At 56.5% G+C, this 15,202-nt stretch carries 16 protein-coding genes and 4 pseudogenes; 12 read left to right on the top strand and 8 right to left on the bottom strand.

All coding sequences use genetic code 11. The annotated features are described in order from the left end of the window. Nucleotides 1–243: 243 nt before the first annotated feature. The 4 genes from EV130_RS27895 (at nucleotide 244) to EV130_RS27880 (ending at nucleotide 4,693) form a co-directional block, all read left to right on the top strand. On the top strand, nucleotides 244–1,095 hold the full coding sequence (locus EV130_RS27895) for a helix-turn-helix domain-containing protein (RefSeq protein WP_157214064.1): 852 nt from the start codon (nucleotides 244–246) through the stop codon (nucleotides 1,093–1,095). Between the two features lie 70 nt (nucleotides 1,096–1,165). Next, nucleotides 1,166–2,422: an MFS transporter gene (locus EV130_RS27890; RefSeq protein ID WP_004676106.1), complete on the top strand. Its 1,257-nt coding sequence runs from the start codon at nucleotides 1,166–1,168 to the stop codon at nucleotides 2,420–2,422. Nucleotides 2,423–2,424: 2 nt separating this feature from the next. Next, entirely contained in the window at nucleotides 2,425–3,831 is a 1,407-nt protein-coding gene (locus tag EV130_RS27885; protein WP_018247164.1) for a hypothetical protein, read from the top strand. A gap of 376 nt (nucleotides 3,832–4,207) precedes the next feature. Further along, nucleotides 4,208–4,693 carry a helix-turn-helix domain-containing protein gene (locus tag EV130_RS27880; RefSeq protein WP_018247165.1) on the top strand — a complete coding sequence of 162 codons (486 nt, stop codon included), beginning with the start codon at nucleotides 4,208–4,210 and terminating at the stop codon, nucleotides 4,691–4,693. Between the two features lie 71 nt (nucleotides 4,694–4,764). Here EV130_RS27880 and EV130_RS27875 read toward each other — a convergent pair whose 3' ends face one another. The 4 genes from EV130_RS27875 to EV130_RS27860 all read right to left on the bottom strand — a co-directional run bounded on the left by EV130_RS27875 (nucleotide 4,765) and on the right by EV130_RS27860 (nucleotide 8,401). After that, nucleotides 4,765–6,000 carry a CapA family protein gene (locus EV130_RS27875; RefSeq protein WP_004668595.1) on the bottom strand — a complete coding sequence of 412 codons (1,236 nt, stop codon included), beginning with the start codon at nucleotides 5,998–6,000 and terminating at the stop codon, nucleotides 4,765–4,767. Between the two features lie 81 nt (nucleotides 6,001–6,081). Next, nucleotides 6,082–6,924 (bottom strand): transporter substrate-binding domain-containing protein, encoded by an 843-nt coding sequence (locus tag EV130_RS27870; protein WP_011053397.1) that lies wholly within the window; start codon nucleotides 6,922–6,924, stop codon nucleotides 6,082–6,084. A gap of 57 nt (nucleotides 6,925–6,981) precedes the next feature. Next, nucleotides 6,982–7,731, bottom strand: a complete 750-nt coding sequence (locus tag EV130_RS27865) for an ABC transporter permease (RefSeq protein ID WP_016737468.1) — start codon at nucleotides 7,729–7,731, stop codon at nucleotides 6,982–6,984. 4 nt (nucleotides 7,732–7,735) lie between these two features. Further along, nucleotides 7,736–8,401, bottom strand: coding sequence for an ABC transporter permease subunit (locus EV130_RS27860; protein ID WP_018247166.1), 666 nt, complete (start codon nucleotides 8,399–8,401; stop codon nucleotides 7,736–7,738). Between the two features lie 241 nt (nucleotides 8,402–8,642). Between EV130_RS27860 and EV130_RS27855 the strand changes: the two genes are divergently transcribed. Together EV130_RS27855 and EV130_RS33595 are read left to right on the top strand one after the other, a co-directional pair. Further along, complete coding sequence (locus EV130_RS27855) at nucleotides 8,643–9,554, top strand: LysR family transcriptional regulator (RefSeq protein WP_004668587.1); 912 nt, start codon at nucleotides 8,643–8,645, stop codon at nucleotides 9,552–9,554. A gap of 173 nt (nucleotides 9,555–9,727) precedes the next feature. Next, nucleotides 9,728–9,905 (top strand): annotated as a pseudogene (locus EV130_RS33595) (IS630 family transposase); the annotation flags it as partial. A gap of 209 nt (nucleotides 9,906–10,114) precedes the next feature. Here EV130_RS33595 and EV130_RS27850 read toward each other — a convergent pair. Both EV130_RS27850 and EV130_RS27845 read right to left on the bottom strand, forming a co-directional pair. Next, nucleotides 10,115–10,225, bottom strand: a pseudogene (locus EV130_RS27850) (IS630 family transposase); the annotation flags it as partial. A 58-nt stretch (nucleotides 10,226–10,283) separates the two neighbouring features. Next, nucleotides 10,284–10,478, bottom strand: coding sequence for a hypothetical protein (locus EV130_RS27845; RefSeq protein WP_004668585.1), 195 nt, complete (start codon nucleotides 10,476–10,478; stop codon nucleotides 10,284–10,286). A gap of 474 nt (nucleotides 10,479–10,952) precedes the next feature. Here EV130_RS27845 and EV130_RS27840 point away from each other — a divergent pair, with 474 nt between their 5' ends. Then, nucleotides 10,953–11,129, top strand: coding sequence for a DUF3606 domain-containing protein (locus EV130_RS27840; RefSeq protein ID WP_004668584.1), 177 nt, complete (start codon nucleotides 10,953–10,955; stop codon nucleotides 11,127–11,129). A 789-nt stretch (nucleotides 11,130–11,918) separates the two neighbouring features. Here EV130_RS27840 and EV130_RS27825 read toward each other — a convergent pair. Further along, nucleotides 11,919–12,185 (bottom strand): hypothetical protein, encoded by a 267-nt coding sequence (locus EV130_RS27825; RefSeq protein WP_237358605.1) that lies wholly within the window; start codon nucleotides 12,183–12,185, stop codon nucleotides 11,919–11,921. On the opposite strand from EV130_RS27825, the pseudogene EV130_RS33590 reads away from it, so the two are divergent. The 3 genes and pseudogenes from EV130_RS33590 to EV130_RS27810 all read left to right on the top strand — a co-directional run. Next, nucleotides 12,150–12,224, top strand: a pseudogene (locus EV130_RS33590) (DUF5372 family protein); the annotation flags it as partial. The gene EV130_RS27825 and the pseudogene EV130_RS33590 sit on opposite strands and share 36 nt — an antisense overlap. Nucleotides 12,225–12,360: 136 nt before the next feature. Continuing rightward, nucleotides 12,361–12,819 carry a hypothetical protein gene (locus EV130_RS27815; RefSeq protein WP_011053402.1) on the top strand — a complete coding sequence of 153 codons (459 nt, stop codon included), beginning with the start codon at nucleotides 12,361–12,363 and terminating at the stop codon, nucleotides 12,817–12,819. 98 nt (nucleotides 12,820–12,917) lie between these two features. After that, nucleotides 12,918–13,418 (top strand): helix-turn-helix domain-containing protein, encoded by a 501-nt coding sequence (locus EV130_RS27810; RefSeq protein WP_010011748.1) that lies wholly within the window; start codon nucleotides 12,918–12,920, stop codon nucleotides 13,416–13,418. 28 nt (nucleotides 13,419–13,446) lie between these two features. On the opposite strand, the pseudogene EV130_RS34295 reads toward EV130_RS27810, so the two are convergent. Beyond that, nucleotides 13,447–13,618, bottom strand: a pseudogene (locus EV130_RS34295) (IS66 family transposase); the annotation flags it as partial. Between the two features lie 438 nt (nucleotides 13,619–14,056). Here EV130_RS34295 and EV130_RS27800 point away from each other — a divergent pair. Continuing rightward, nucleotides 14,057–14,512, top strand: a complete 456-nt coding sequence (locus tag EV130_RS27800; RefSeq protein WP_010024976.1) for a phasin — start codon at nucleotides 14,057–14,059, stop codon at nucleotides 14,510–14,512. A 263-nt stretch (nucleotides 14,513–14,775) separates the two neighbouring features. Further along, the gene (locus EV130_RS27795; protein ID WP_004680434.1) at nucleotides 14,776–15,075 is read left to right on the top strand and encodes a hypothetical protein; all 300 of its coding nucleotides are present in this window, start codon (nucleotides 14,776–14,778) and stop codon (nucleotides 15,073–15,075) included. The last annotated feature ends 127 nt before the right edge of the window (nucleotides 15,076–15,202 follow it).

The following is a 15,202-nucleotide window of genomic DNA, read 5'->3' as shown; positions in this document are numbered from 1 at the left end:
GGGGGAAATCGCGCATCCCGAAAAGATTGTGCCGTCAGCGATGATGTCGGCAGAAGATGATCGCGAACGTCATCTTTTCGCATCCACGATTTTGATTGGTTTTCATGAAATTGACATGAAATTCGACCTGAGGTTAAAGCCTGGCTTGTTGACAACTTGGGGTGAGGTAGGGTCGCTACCACACCGGTTTTTCAGGGGAGCAGCTTTCGAGTGGGGATCATTCCATCAATTCACCCCGAGAGGATGAAGAAGTCACAAGGGGAGATCATCCTTCACCAGCAAGGCCTTTGGAGCCATGCCCGCGCAGATGTCGTTCGCCGGCGCAGTCTCGGGCGACAGGTTATCGACGTTGTCGCGGATGACCACCTGATCTTCCTCAACATAAGGGGTACGGCGGCATCCGGCGAAAATTTTGTGGACGGACGAAGAGTCGAGTTCAGTCCGCGTCCAGACGGCTCGCTTGTTTACATTCCGCCCGGTTGCCATTGGAGCGGTTGGGATGAAGGCGATGCTGAGGGTTGTTATCTTATGATAACCGTGACGCAGGATTTTTTTTCCAACCTCACGACCAAGCTCCCGCGCGTAGGCACCTTACGTCCGGAGCTTGGATTTAGAGATCTGCCGATCCAATGCTTGGCGCGGCAGATTGCCGGAGAACTTTCACACGACGATTCCGTGGGGAGTCTGATCGTTGAAGGGCACCTCGCGGCTATCTTCGGACTTCTGCAGCGCCGCTCCGGCACATCTGGCAGATTGTCTCGAGGAGGATTGTCGCCTACGGTTCTCAAGCGCGTAATAGGGCGAATTGAAGCTCACATTGATCGACCTCCGAGCGTGCGCGCTCTGGCTGAAGAGGCGGGATTGACCTACGAGCATTTTTCCCGCGCTTTCAAGCAGTCGCAAGGCTCGACGCCCTATGGCTTCTATAACCAACGCCGTCTTGAACGCGTGACCGACCTTCTCCGCACGACTGCGATCAGCGTGACCGAGATCGCCATCGCCTGTGGCTACTCCAGCGGGAGCCACCTCTCGACCAGATTTCGCCGAGAGACGGGATTTTCCCCTGCCGAGTACCGGGCGCTCTGGAAAGAATAGCTGGTTCTGGACGAGAGATAATATCAATTTCATGAAAGCCGCCAGCTCTTCAGAAGAATAGCATGTCCCCATGAACCTGCCAGTAGGGAGTTTGGATGAAGTGGGCGCAACAGAAAACAGCGGCATAGGGTGTTATGCCTCTCGCGGCATCTATCTCTTCTGTGTTCTGGCGTCGGCCATTGGCCGGAATGTCTACTTCGTGCTGGCGGCATGGGCTGCGACAGATGTCAGCAAGAGCGCGAGCGCTCTAGCTATCCTTTTGGCGCTCGGCAGTGCCGCCGAGTTGCTCACCAGCAATGTTGGTGGGGTTCTAGTTGATCGATTTGATCGTCGCTTCGTCTGTATCGCTTGCGATTTATCCAGGTTGATCCTCATATTTTCAACTGGTATTGGTCTCTCGTTCGGTGACCCACTTGGTGTTCTTTGCCTATCGTGGACCATCTTCGCGTTCATCGACAGAACCTATTCGACTGCGCTGCAGGCCATCATTCCAGACATCGTTCGTCCTAAGAACCTCACTTCATTCAATTCGGCGTCTTATATTGCGATGCAGGCGGGCAATCTCATCGCCGCCATCGTCACCGGGTACAGCTTAACCGCCATCGGGATGAATCTGACGTCGATCCTGCCTGGCGCCTTTTTCGGCCTATCACTGTTGGGGCTGCTGGCACTGCTCGGCCGACAGCCGCCTTCTCGTTCTCGATCGGATTTGCAGGCAAAGAGCATTCGTCGGATGGATCTGTTGCCGACGACCTTCGTCGTTCACTCACTGAAGACCACCGCCGTCATGTATGCGTTGACCTATGCGATGGGCATGCTTGTGAGTGTATTGGGCGTCGCATATGTCACCCGCGAACTCATGGGGTCGGCGCTAGAGTTCGGTTATCTCGAGGCAGGTTGGGCCCTCGGTTCGATGGCGGGCTGTTCAACCCTTCTTCTCAGAAGGGCGCGTTCGCGACGACAAAGCATCCTCTTCCAGTCGGCGCTCGCTGGCATTGTTCTGTTGGGCTTTCCGGTTTTCCAGAGCTTTTTGTCAGCGCTCGTTCAACTGGTGTTGCTCGGCTTCTGCTACAATGTCACGCGAATCCTGATCGATGTACGGGTTCAATCGACTGTTTCGATTGACATGTTGGGGCGGGCGCGAAGCCAGATCCACACGATCTGTGTTTCGATAGGGCTTCTTGCGTATGGCATCATCGGGACGATCGGAGACGCAATTCCACCTTCGGGGATTTTCGGCCTCTTCGGGGCGCTGATGGTGACCGTCGCGCTCTTCTTTTACTTTAACATGGATCGGGGAGCGCCGGCGGAAAGCCGGTTCGTCTGAGGATGGAGACGTCGCCCAATAGCGACCTGGTTTCAAAAGGTGAGGTGTTGGCCCTCATTTTTGAATTATTCCCTTGGTTGCGTCAGTTTGAGCAGGCATCGCTGAACGACTACGCAAAGGCGGCTTTCTCGGTTGGATCGGATCAATCGGGGTGCGTCGCGCGAAGCCAGGCAATGTCTTTATTGCGGTCACGCGTGGCGGCCGTCGCGCAACGTCAGGGTTATTCAGCAGAAGCCGCATCGCGCTTTCAAACCGAAATCGAAGTCGCTCCGGTGCTGCAGTGTGGCCCCCACCTCCACCTGTTGATCGAGCCTGACGCATTTTACACCCATCTGTTCTCCCTGATGGGACTTCGCGCGCATGGCAGGACATCCTATATCTCCTACGCTTGCTCGACAGTGAAGTTCGTAGAACGCGGTCGCAAGGGTCCGGCCTGGCTCCACGTCGATGGCGATGCAGTCAACGTCTTCGGGCTGTCGCGCAGCAAAATGATCCCCTACAGCATTCTTGGCAGAAACGGCTGCTACAGGTTCCATCTTCAAAACGTCGACAGGCCCGGTGATGACTCGGAGGCAATTTCGTGCTTGCGAGACCTTTTGCCTCGGGGCGAATTCCAGTCGGCGGCAGAGGCGATCAAAGCGGCAAATCTTTGCCTCTGGAAGCGGTATTCTGACAGCCAGGTCGATTTTCTTCAGCTTGACGATACCGACGTTGCCGATCTGGTCGCGGATCACCTTTCCGATGGCCGGTCCTGGCTGCGAGCCTCGCTGATCGAGGACCGAGCATTCGCGATGCGCCTCATCCACTGCATCGATCAACTCGCTGACACGGCTTGGCGAGGCTGGCTGAAAAACTCGACGCATTTTTTCTGGGGCTGCATTGAAGGGCGGCTTTTTCCACTTTGGCTGGATGGCAGGGTCCTCCGGTCGAAGGCGACAGATGATGTCTGTGTTGAATTCTCGCCGCCAAGTCTTGTGGAGGCCCTGAGAACTGGCCGGATCGTTCCGAACCTTCTGCTGATGTTCATCGTAACGTCGATCCTGCCTGGCGTGCGTGTCCTGGGTGGAAGTCGGCATACGATCTATTATCCGTTGATGCGCTGGGCATTCTGCGAGGCGTTGAGGAACAACCATCGTGACACACAGCTTCTCAACGCACTGTCAAAGGACGAACGGCCGGGGGTTTGGGGCCATCGCATCATCTCCTCGCCGTGCGAGCCATTTTCGCTGTTGAATGCTTTTAGCCGTGGGGGAATTGAAACGCTTCTCGGGCTGTTCGGCAAGATGAGCATTATCGACGCTTGCGGGCCCCTTTCCAGCTTCACCCAGGACCCCCTATGGGCGGAGCTTGCGGTAGCCTATTCCTCCGGGAGAGTGGGCAGACAATCCTGGCAATGGGCGTTCCGCTGATCGCACCTCCTTTGGTTTTCTGACCACTTTACCGCCCGAAGCGTGACCTCTCGCTTTGAGACAAGTGTCCGCGCGTAAAGCGAAGCTATTGAATTTTGTAAAGAATTCGGTTGCGCGGCGGGCGGATTTCAACTAAGCTGGCAGCGAGGCAGTACGCGCTGCCTTGGGGCTTCGTAACCCCTGTTAGCGGTTGGTGCCGGCCGATTCGGCACCACACTCCTTGACCTTCGGTCGAGGAGCCTGTGGCGTATGTCCAGGTTCCTCGGAACTAAAGGCCACAGGGCCGTCTAGCACGGTTACGAACTCCCCGATCAGTGGGTTGAGCGAGTTTTCAGCGGGGGCGCACCGCGTGAAACTCTCCATCGGGGTGACCACCATGAAGCGCTATGTAGCAGCCCAGGTTCGGACTTCGAGACCTGCGCAAGCCAAACAGTCGGATGTTGCACGCGAGTCGGTACATCCAGTCGATCGGCATGTCGGACAGCAAATCCGTATCCGCCGAATGCAGTCGAATGTCTCCCTAGGGGATCTCGGCGCCGGCATCGGGGTGAGTTTGCAGCAGGTACAAAAATATGAAAGCGGTAAGAACCGCGTCAGCGCTTCGATGCTCTACGAGCTTGCCAATTGCCTCAAGATCCCGGTTTCGAGGTTTTTCGAAGGCCTTCCAGATCCCGAAACCACTCAGGGCCAGCAATTCATAACAGAGATCGATGGGAAGATTGCCTACATATCCACGGCGGAGGGACGGCGTCTGATAGACGACGTTTTGCTCCTTTCTCCGCGTGTGCGCAGCCGGGTCGTTGCCCTCGTCAGCTCGATTGTCGATGAAGAGATGGAAGAACACAAGGACGTTTCCCCATAAAAAGACCAACAAGAGCGCGGCCGCAAAAATTGGTCAGCGGTTCGTAGAGTTATCGCCGCATACTGCAGGTTCTAAAAAGCGATCTGGCCAACGTTCTTCTCTCGGTCAAGCACAGTGCCAAAACCGGCACTGCGGTCGGCAAGATCGTCAAGGATGTCTGCCGCCATTCTGCCATCGGCGAGCACAGGGAAGGGGAGGCGATCGCGTGCAGGATTCGATAATGCCTCGGTTCCACCGATCACAATCGGACGCAAGCGTACATTTTCCAGCTGTCCGCTAGATCCAAAATTGCAGGTCGCGATGACGCTCCTCCACACTTCCGGCGGGCTCCATTCCTGTTCGTCCTTTTCCGTATGGAAGAGGAAGTTGCCAAGGCCGTAGAAAATTGGCGTATTCCGATATATCTCAACCCCTTGAAGGACCGGAGCGCCATGGCTGACAAAGAGGCCTGCGCCCGCGTTAACGCAATCGTGCGCAAATTCGCGGACCCAGACGGGGACTTGCTGCCAGTTCGGCTCCCAATGGTGATGATGCAAATACACGATGACGAGCGTGTCGCGGCCCGCTTCTTCCGCGATCGCCGAAAGGTGAGCCCTGGCGCTGTGCCGGTCCATGACGATGCGGCGAGCGGTCTCATCTGATCTGCGAAACACGGTTCCATAGAAATCAATTTCGTCTTGGCCATGAAGATCAGGCGGATCCTCTGGCTGGGCATAATTCGCGCGCTCCAAGGGCGAACTTAGAAGACGCTCCTGAATGGAGCGAAGCAAGTTGAATGTTCCCGCTTCCAGGTCGAATACCCTGGAGACTTTCAGACTATTGATGCCGGGCCTTGCTATCCTGCCCTCAGTTGCGTCCTCGGCGTACATGAAAGACGGGCCTGGCCCGGCATCCATGGCAATCAGCGCGACATTTCGGGATCCGAACGTCATTTTCTGTGCCGTGGAAGCATGATGCTTGTTGTGGCCGATGCCGGCATGCAGGAAATTGTGTGCCGCAACCTCCTCCAGCGTCGAGAGGATCCCCGGCGGTCCAAGATCGAAAGCATGGTTGTTCGCCAGAGCCAGGCTATTGAAACCGAGCTCCTTCAACGCCGCCAAGACATCCGGCGCTGCAGCGCCGAAATAGCTGCCTTTGAGCGGCCATCCACCATGACGACCATAGATAGTCGTCTCGAGATTGGTGAAGGCAACATCGCTTGCTTTGAGGATCTCGGCGATCTCAGCGAGCCGTGGATCGCCGATCGTTCGAAGATCATGACGGATGAGCGACTGGCCGGTGACAGCAATGGAAAAGGGTGCGGACATATGGTCTACCTTCGATCTTTGGGACTGCCGACTGCTCACGCGCTATGGCTTCGGGGGAAATGCGTGTCGGAAAGCCAGTGTCTAGTTCGATGTCTGCGGCGAAACATCGATCTTGAACCATTGCTCGCTCAGCCGCTTCAGGGTTCCGTCGCTCGTGGCGGCCTCGATGGCGCTATCGAATGCCGCAACCAGTTCGCCGTCATCTTGCCGGAGCCCGACGCCGACACCCGGGCCCCACAGGCCACCGGAGAGCCGCGGGCCGTAGAGCGTCGCAATCCCGCCATCCGTGCTGTCGAGGAAGGCTTTCCAGGTGAAATAGTCGGCAAGACCGCCATCGATGCGCTCAGCCACGAGATCGAGATGCATGTTGTCCTGGGAATCGTAGCTCCTGATCGTCGCGACCTTTCCGAACAGTTCATTGAGCACCGCTTCCGAATTCGATGATCGCAATACGCCCAAAGTTCTGCCGTTGAGAGCGGCTCGAAGCTCCTCGATCTTTGCCTGCTTTTCAGGGTCGATAGTTGTGAGGTCGAGCTCGGCCAACGTATCCGTGGGCGGAAGATTGAGATCTTTGCGTATGACAACTTGGTTGAAACCTCCGGCGTAGGGCTTGGAAAAAGCGATAGATTTCTTCCGCTTCTCAGTTATCGCCATCCCCGACATGATGGCATCGAACTTTCCAACGGTGAGCGCCGGTATGATTCCGTCCCAGTCCTGAGGCACGAAAGTGCACTCGAACTTCATCCTCCGGCAAAGATCGCGGCCGACGTCGATGTCAAAGCCGGCGAGCTCCCCTTGGGGGGTGATGGCATTCCAGGGCGGCGAAGCACCTTCAGAGGCGATTGTCAGTGTCTTCCTGTCCATTGCTCCCGCGTTGTTGGCGCAGACGACAAGAGACAGGGCAAGCAGAAGTGTTCGTTTCACGACGATGTTCCTTTCATTGCTGAGTTTGATTGTTGGCGTCCGGGATGTGGGCTGGCGTCAAGTTTCAGCCGAGGCGAGAGGCGGCTTTCCGTTCGCTCTTCGAGGTACAGGTTGCGCCGGCGGTGGACGGTTTGCCGTCGGCGTCCAACGCGTCTCCAGCATCTGGAAACCTTGCGTGATCAAGAGGGTAAGCAGCAGATAGAAAGCCCCCGCGGCAATGAAGACCTCGTATGGGGCGAATGTCTCCGACACCAGCTGTCGGGCGAGCCCGGTCACCTCAAGCAGCGTGATGGTGCTTGCAAGGGAGCTTGCCTTCAGCATTCCAACCACCTCATTTGCATAGGCGGGAAGAGCGATCCTGAGGGTCAAAGGGAACACGATAAGACGGGCAGTGTGGAAACGGGAAAGGCCCAAGGCTTTGGCCGCTTCAATCTGCCCACGCGGGACCGCCTGGATCCCGCCGCGCAGAACTTCTGTCGTATGGGCGGCGCTGTTCAGGGTGAAAGCAATGAAGGCGCACCAGAATGGCTCTCGCATCACGGCCCATAGAAAGCTTTGGCGGACGAGGGGAAGCTGGCCAATCCCGTAGTAAATCAGGAAAAGCTGAACCAGAAGTGGCGTGCCGCGGAACGCATAGGTATATGCCAGCACGGGCGCGGAAGCCCACGGATTTGATGATGCCCGTAGGAAGGCGAGCGGGACCGAGACGGCGAAGCCTGCGGCAAGCGATGCGAATGTCAGAACCAGAGTGAGAAGAAGGCCGCGGGGAAGGGTGAGAAACGCTTCAAGCGCGATGGTCATGCTCATTGCCTCAACCTTTCATCGCCGGGAGCGAATAGCGGCGCTCCAATAACCGGAACGAAAGAAGCGACAGGCTTGTGAGGGCGAGGTAGATTGCAGACGCTGCGAGATAGAAGGGGAGTGGAGCGCGCAGTGAGCCTGCGCCTATATAGGCGACGCGCATGACATCCGTCAGCCCGACGACGGAAATCAGCGATGTATCCTTTATCAAGGAGATGCAGAGGTTACAGAATGCCGGCAGAGCGATCGGGATCATCTGGGGAATGATGATCAGAAACCAAATCTGCGCGTTCGAAAGCCCGAGCGCCGCTGCAGCCTCTCGTTGGCCTGGTGCAACCGCGTTGATCGCACCACGGAATATTTCCGCGGCGTACCCACTGAATACGACGGTCAGTGCCGCGACACCGGCCGCAAATGCATTAATCTCGATGTAGCCACCGGTAATCGCGCTCAAAAGGGCGGTTCCGCCGAAATACGTCAGGAGGATGATCAGAAGTTCCGGAACACCCCGGATGATGCCCGTGTAGGCCCGCATGCACGATGAAACCGACTTGCGGGTCGAGTTGCGGAGAACGGCAATAAGCAAACCTAATAGGGTCCCGAAAGCGCAGCTCAAGGCAAACACTAAAAGTGTGTTCTTCAATCCAGATAAAAATTGATCTACAAATGCGTACAATGCAAGTCTCCAATATTCTTGCGAGCGCGCCGAAATAGGAAAGTTATTCTCCCGACATATACAAAGGGCTTGCCGAGATTAACCGAGGGTAGATTGGATTTATTAGCTTAACCAGCGCTCTAAGTTTGGCGTATGTCAAAAATATACTTTGACTTGCCGCCGTCAATTTATAAGATTCAGGAAGTTTTGATAAGCGCAACTTATGAGGCGCGTCGCTCGACCACGATTGAGATTCCCGGCCATGGACATCACCGACTCCGGAGTGAAGATCCGCCACCTTCAAATATTACGGGAGGTCATGCGCGCCGGCTCGGAAAGGCTCGCAGCGCAGATGTTGCGAATAACCCAGCCGGCGGTCAGCCAAAACATCAAGCAGCTAGAGGAGACTGTCGGCTTCGCACTCTTTCGCCGGGAAAACAACAGGTTGATCCCCACCGTCAAGGCATGGGAATTTCTACGCACAATCGACGCGGCGTTTGCCGGACTTGATCGGATCGGACCGTCAATCGACTTCCTGCGGAGCAACGATACGCGAATGATCGGCATCGCGGCGCCAAGCGCTTTCTCCTTCGCGACCTTGCCGAAAGTGGTCAAAAGGCTTCGGGAGAGAAGCCGCTCTTACGCCGTTCAGGTGAAAACAGGAACCTATCAGCAGATTGCAGATCATGTGTTAAACGGCCGCTCGGATCTTGGCATCTCCCGATTGCCTCTTGATGAGCGCATTCTTGATTGGATGCCGGTCGGCTCAGCCACCAACGTATGTCTTTTTCCGGTCAACCATCGATTTGCGGCACAGCAGCTTGTTACTGCCGAAGATCTTGCCGGTGAGGCGATCATCGACATCGACCCGCAATTTGCCTCTCACCAAATGAGCGTCAATGCCCTTCGGTATATGGGAACCGCTCCTGACATCGCCGTGGAATATGACGCCAATGGCAATGACATTGGCTATGTCATGACAGGGATCGGCGTCTCGATTACGAACGAGATTATTGCGAGCGAATATGCTGAATTCGACGTTGCATTCCGCGAATTTCAGCCAGGGGCAACATATCACTACGTCGTCGTTTGGCAAAAAGATCGAAAGCTGAGTGATAGCCTAAGATTTGCATTGGAAGAGATAGTCGCGGCTTTGACAGATCGGGCTGCTTGACGATCGCATCGAGGTATGACCCTCGCACCGGAAAACAGATGTTGCGAGTTCATGCTGAACCGCGAGTTGTGCGCGTAAGCTTAGAGCGGGATGATTTTAGGTAGACCCGTGAGAAGGATTCCCTATGACGCAAATCGGATTCATCCTTCTGGCCGGTCAGGAGGCTGAGCTGGATGGCGAGACCTGTTTCGAATAACCGCGAGAAGTTGTAGAAGCGGTGATACAGGAGGGGTGTGGTGCCGGGCGGCGTCCAAGCGCTTCCGCATTGGCATCAGCATCGCGATCGATTGGGTGCGGCGCGTGACGCGACGGACAGCGCAGCCCGGCAGGATGAGTAGCCACAAGCCGCGAACGGCGGTGGCTTACCTAAGCCACCGAGCAGATAGTTGCGCCATATCGTAGAAGAACATCGCGACAATCGGAACTGCGTCGGTTGGCAGAAGCGGACCGGTTGTTTGTGCGATCATTGGTGCCATGTTCTCTTTAAGTGATTCTGCAGTTATCTTAAAATGGCGGATGACACTTCAATTGGACGCAATATCGACTAGAGCAAATCCTGTTCAATCCGGGTCATATCCAGCAGCCCTGAAGTAGTTTGCGCATTCTGTCGGCGTGAAGCGGAGCATCAATGCGCCTAGGACGTCCCATAGAGCATCGATCTTTCGTTCCGCGCCCTCCGTGGTTGACTGCGGCCCCTAAACCGGGACCGCGTGCCGGTGGCGACGGAAGCTATGAGATCACATGCTCAATGCGCTCGAGGTGGTGCTGAGGCACGATCTGAAGGGGTTCCTCGGCCGCTGCGATTTCCTCGACCGTAAGTCCGGTGGCGATGGCCAGGTCCTCAAGGCTGTAGCCCTTCGCAATCCTGGCTTTGCGGCGACGAGCGGCTGCGGAGGTGTTGTCGGCGGTAGCAAATTGATCCATTCCAAACTCCAAATCACGTTGATGTAGCGGCTGAGGGGGATCTGTCCCCGATGGGTTGGCTCCTTCGTGGTGCCGACTCGGTCAGAGGTTAGCCGCAACCTGCCGAGCCGCTTGGTTTCTCTTCGCAGACGACGCTCTTGCGTGGCTTCCGCCGCGATCTTGTTCTGCGTTCGGATGCCGAGCGCTCCTGCATTAGCGCTGTTGTTCTAGTCCTGCTTTCTATGACAATCAATCCATGGGTTTGCTCATAGGCACACGACGAGCCGTACCAACTGCCTGGGAAGAATTGTCCGCTACTGATTAACTGCGGTCGCAGATATGCCTTGCGCGATCTCATCGTCGAAGTGAACCATCTCGCCCGAGGCCATGTGCAGCGCGTCCGCGACATCGCCGAAGCGCGCCTCACCATAACGGAGGCCGGAACTTATTGAATCGGCGCCCGTTCGTAAGGACCGACATTAGGAGGATCTCACCATGGCAACCACATCCAAAGCCCGCAGCCAGGATCGTGCTCGCGTCGCAGGTGGTCAGGATCACGAGGTGAAGTACGAAGCCCGGAAGGAAGGCATTTCCAAGGAAGCGGTGAAGAAGACCGTGAAGAACGTAGGCAACAGTCGCAAGAAGGTCGAAGCCGAACTCGACCGGCACTAATCCGGGTTGGAGAGTTCAACCGTGAGGGTCCGCAGCCATAAAGTCAGCGGCGGAAACAGCCGCTGAAAGTCTGGCTCCGACGGATCATAACGCAGCGGCGGAAGGCGCCTGACTGCAGGAGTTGACGACCCCGCAGGAAGCGTTTCGGAGCAAGGCTATCGAAGCTGCGGGATACAGCGCCGTCGAGCAAAGCCAAAAGTATTGGGACGCCGGAGCGTTTCTTGCAAAGGGGCGGAGCCGCATCGCATGAGGAAGGGGCTGGCGAGCGAACCCAACGAGCTCCAAAGTCGCGATACGCGACGGCGTCGGCTGACTTTACCTGCAGAACAGAATTCAGAGGCCGACAGACCGTGGGGCACCGCGTGCGGACGCCGGTCCCGACCGGTCCGTTCAATCGACTTCTAGAAGCTGCCATCCCGTTTTTGGGACCGGCCAGCATCGTCGATCTTCTCGTGCTCACTGCGCTGAATAGGAAGCGCGGTCGGTATTAAGCCATTCTCCCGTAACGCCAAAGGCGAGCGGCGGAGCGCCGATCAATCGCCCGAGTCGGGTCTCCAGTGTTTGAAACGATGCTCAGGGAAGCGGTCGACGTGAACCTCGCTTAAATCCTGCGGAGTATTCCATTGCCGACATGGCAGTCGATCAGATCCCGAAACAGGCTTAGCGAGTGCCACGTGCATCGTCGTCCCGATGTGGACTGTAGACTAGCTTCCTGCATAGGGCGATGCGATCCTGAGTTGCGTTCATGTGTCCTCTCCTTCGCGACGGAGAGACCCTAAGCTATGCCGACTAGGCGGCCGCTATGGTGCCGGAAACGTTGGCAAAGTCGGTTAATCGGCATAGTTTGCTGGTCAGCATAAACGTGCTTTTGCCGCGCGCGGCAAAATGCAGTTTGAAGCAGCGTCGCGATCGTCGCCCAAGTCCTGCCGCCGCCTTCCGAGCCGGGTTCATAATGCCGGATTTCCGACGTTTGAAGCAAGGGTCACCTATCCCTTCCATCCACTGGTTGACCAAACCGTCTTGGTAACCGGCAGCCATGAGCACGAAGGCGTTCACTATCTGCTCATTCTGGCACACGGTGGTTCATTTCAAATTCCGGCATGGATGTTTGATCCTGCGGCAAGTTCGATCGAGATCGTAGCTGCGCCGCGCCTTTCGGCAACCAAACTCGTTGAACTGCGCGCCAAGCTTTGTTGCCTGACTATTCCGTTGCGGTCGCTGCGGTCGCCGATTGCACATTCAATACTCCGGGAAAGGCGGCAATACGCAGCGATATGTTTGTCGCGGCACGTTCGGCGCCATGGCGGTCGGCAACTGTATCGGGTTCGGCGGCATGCGGGTCGATCGGGCCGTGGCGCAGGAGGTGCTCGAGCGATTGCAACCTCTGGGAATCGAGGCGGCCTTGCGGGCAATGGAGGCGCACACGCAGCGTCATAGCGACAATCAACAGCAACTCGAGAACTTAATCAAGCAAGCACAATACGAGGCTGCCAGGGCGCGCCGCCAGTATGATGCTGTCGATCCGGGCAATCGGTTGGTCGCCGGCGAACTGGAGCGGCGCTGGAATGAGAAGCTGATCCTATTGCGTGATCTCGAGGTCCAGTTCGAGATGCTCTCGACCGACCGTAACACGCCTGCTTTATCGGCCGACGACCGTACAAGATTGATGATGCTCGGTAGCGATCTATAATAAGGCATGGGACAGGTCCCGACGCGTCTATCGAGACACGCGAAAAGATCATTCGGCTGCTGATCAAAGAAATCATTGTCGATACCGTTGACGACACATTGGCGCTCGTCATTCATTGGCAGGGTGGCGATCACACCCGGATGACGGTGAAGAAAAACAAGATCGGCCAGACCCGCTGGGCAGTTAAGGCTGATGTTGTCGATCTCGTTCGCAACTTGGCGAGGCAGTTGCCCGATTTGTCGATCGCAGCAATCTTGAATCGATCCGGCAAGCGGACAGGGCATGGCGCCAGCTGGACGCGAAGCCACGTCTGCAGTCTTCGCAACATCCACGGCATCTCCGTCTATCGAGAAGGTGAACGGGCCGAACGCGGTGAGAGAACCCTCGACGAGGCCGCCGACATTCTAAAGGTGAGTCGAGCTACCGCCTACCGGATGGTCAGCAGCGGTGTCCTTCCCGCTCGCCAGTTATGCACCGGAGCGCCGTGGATCATCCAGCTTTCCGACCTTCAACACGAAACCGTGCGCCGCGAAGCCGATGCCAGGCGATCCCGGCGTCCGATATCTCAGGATCCGGTTCAAAATCCTCTTTTATTATAAGGACATCATCAGATGAGGAGTATGTCGCGCCCTCGTCACCTTCAGCAAACAGGCTATTTTTTCTTAACGCCTGGGGCTTGATTGCCCGCTCAACATGTGGAGTCCACTTCGACGCGGCCGTCTTTCAGGAAGCGCTCGAAGATATCGCGGCGCGATATGGAATAGCGGAGAGCTCCGCGAGTTTTGATTTTCCGGGTAACGCCCCTTAGCCACGAACAGGCACATGATCCTTGGCGCGATTTGAAGTCCACGTGAATTCCCTTGTCCCCAGCGCAACCGTCGACATTTCTCGCAGATGTCGGGCATCCGCCACTTTTGTCAGGTTTGTCGTGATTGGAACGTTTTGTTCGCCGGTCTCTCCGTCAAATACACATCAACCTGCCCTCAACCCGCCCATTGATAAAAGAAAATCATCTTCTTGGCGCGTCGGAGCAGTTGGCATGGTGTTTGCTGATCCCTGGTTACAAGCGGCAGAAAGCAGTCTGCATTATGCCGGTTCATGAAACGAACGGAACGGAGGCCACCTGACCGTTCGTCATCGGATCCGCGTTCTACCAAGCGGCCATGCATAGTCCGCCGGCGGAAGGGTCAATCCCGATGTCACAGCTTGCAACCAACTCAAAGAGAAGGAAAATGCAATGACCAAGATTTCCGAAAGATCCTTTGAAACGATCGAAAACCCGGGGTCATCGTCGCTCAAGGTGCCAGATCAGTTCGGCGCATCTGTTGAAAAGGGGAACAAGAAGGTGACAGAGGCTTTTTTGAAATTTGCGTCCGGCGCTGAAGCGACACAGAAAATGCTGCCTCCGATCCTCGAAACGACAAGTCTATTCGGCAACGAATTGTGGTGGAAGACGATCGCTGCACTGCAGGCCGACGCCGAGGCCAGCTTCTCACATTTGCAAGCTTTGCTGGGCGCGAATTCGCCGTCGCAGATCCTCGAACAGCAGTCGACCTTTTTCCGCAAGCGCGTTGAGACAAGTTTGCAGCACGCCAAGGAAGTCCGGGTGCTCTCAAGCAGGGCGGTGGAGGAAATCTCAAAGCCGGTCAAGGATGCTTTTGACAAGGTGCTGACGGACCTCAAGGCGACGTAAAAGCGGACTCGCACTTAAATCGCCTGGACTGATCGGGGGCGGCCTACCTTATTCATGGACGGAAAAGATGGTGACGGGGACCATCAGGTCGGGAGAGAGCTGGAAAGTGTGTCCTGCGATCTCGATAGCTCCAGCTAACAAGCTCCTGAAAACGGATCGCGGGCGGCCGGCGTGACATATTGGACGGTTTGAACTGGCGAAGAACCCACCATCTTGGTATCTAACCGCGTAGGCGGCAGGGGGCAGGGGGCAGGGAAGTGGTAATGGATTCACGCAGGGACATAGCCGAGCGGGTCATCGCGCGTTGGAAGGCGCGAGGAATCCGGATCGATGAAGACCCGGGTTTCATGGAACTGGTCGCTCTTTGGACGGCAGGGTCGATTGCGTCCGGTGAAATGCGCCGCCGGTATTCGGCGCTCCAGCGCGAGCGGTCGCTGTCCAGGTCAATGCCACTTGATGTGTATCCCTGCGACGAAGGGGCGGAGGTCGATCATCGATCGATTGCGATTCCAGACGACGAACCAGATGAACGGGGAGGTCTCGGACTGCCGGCGCAAGGGTGACTCTTACAAAGGGCTCATCACGCACCATTTCCTGGCGAGCGCGAACTTCACGAAACAGCGGGTCGACAAGCGCTGCGTCGCGTTGTGCATATTCTCGGGAAGAGTCCGAAAAATCCTTGCCACGAGC

Origin of the sequence: Rhizobium azibense, assembly GCF_004342325.1 — a bacterium.
In the GTDB taxonomy this organism is placed as follows: Bacteria; Pseudomonadota; Alphaproteobacteria; order Rhizobiales; family Rhizobiaceae; genus Rhizobium; species Rhizobium etli_B.
The sequence above is the reverse complement of the archived record's forward strand: the minus strand, read 5'-3'. Positions and strand labels throughout refer to the sequence as shown.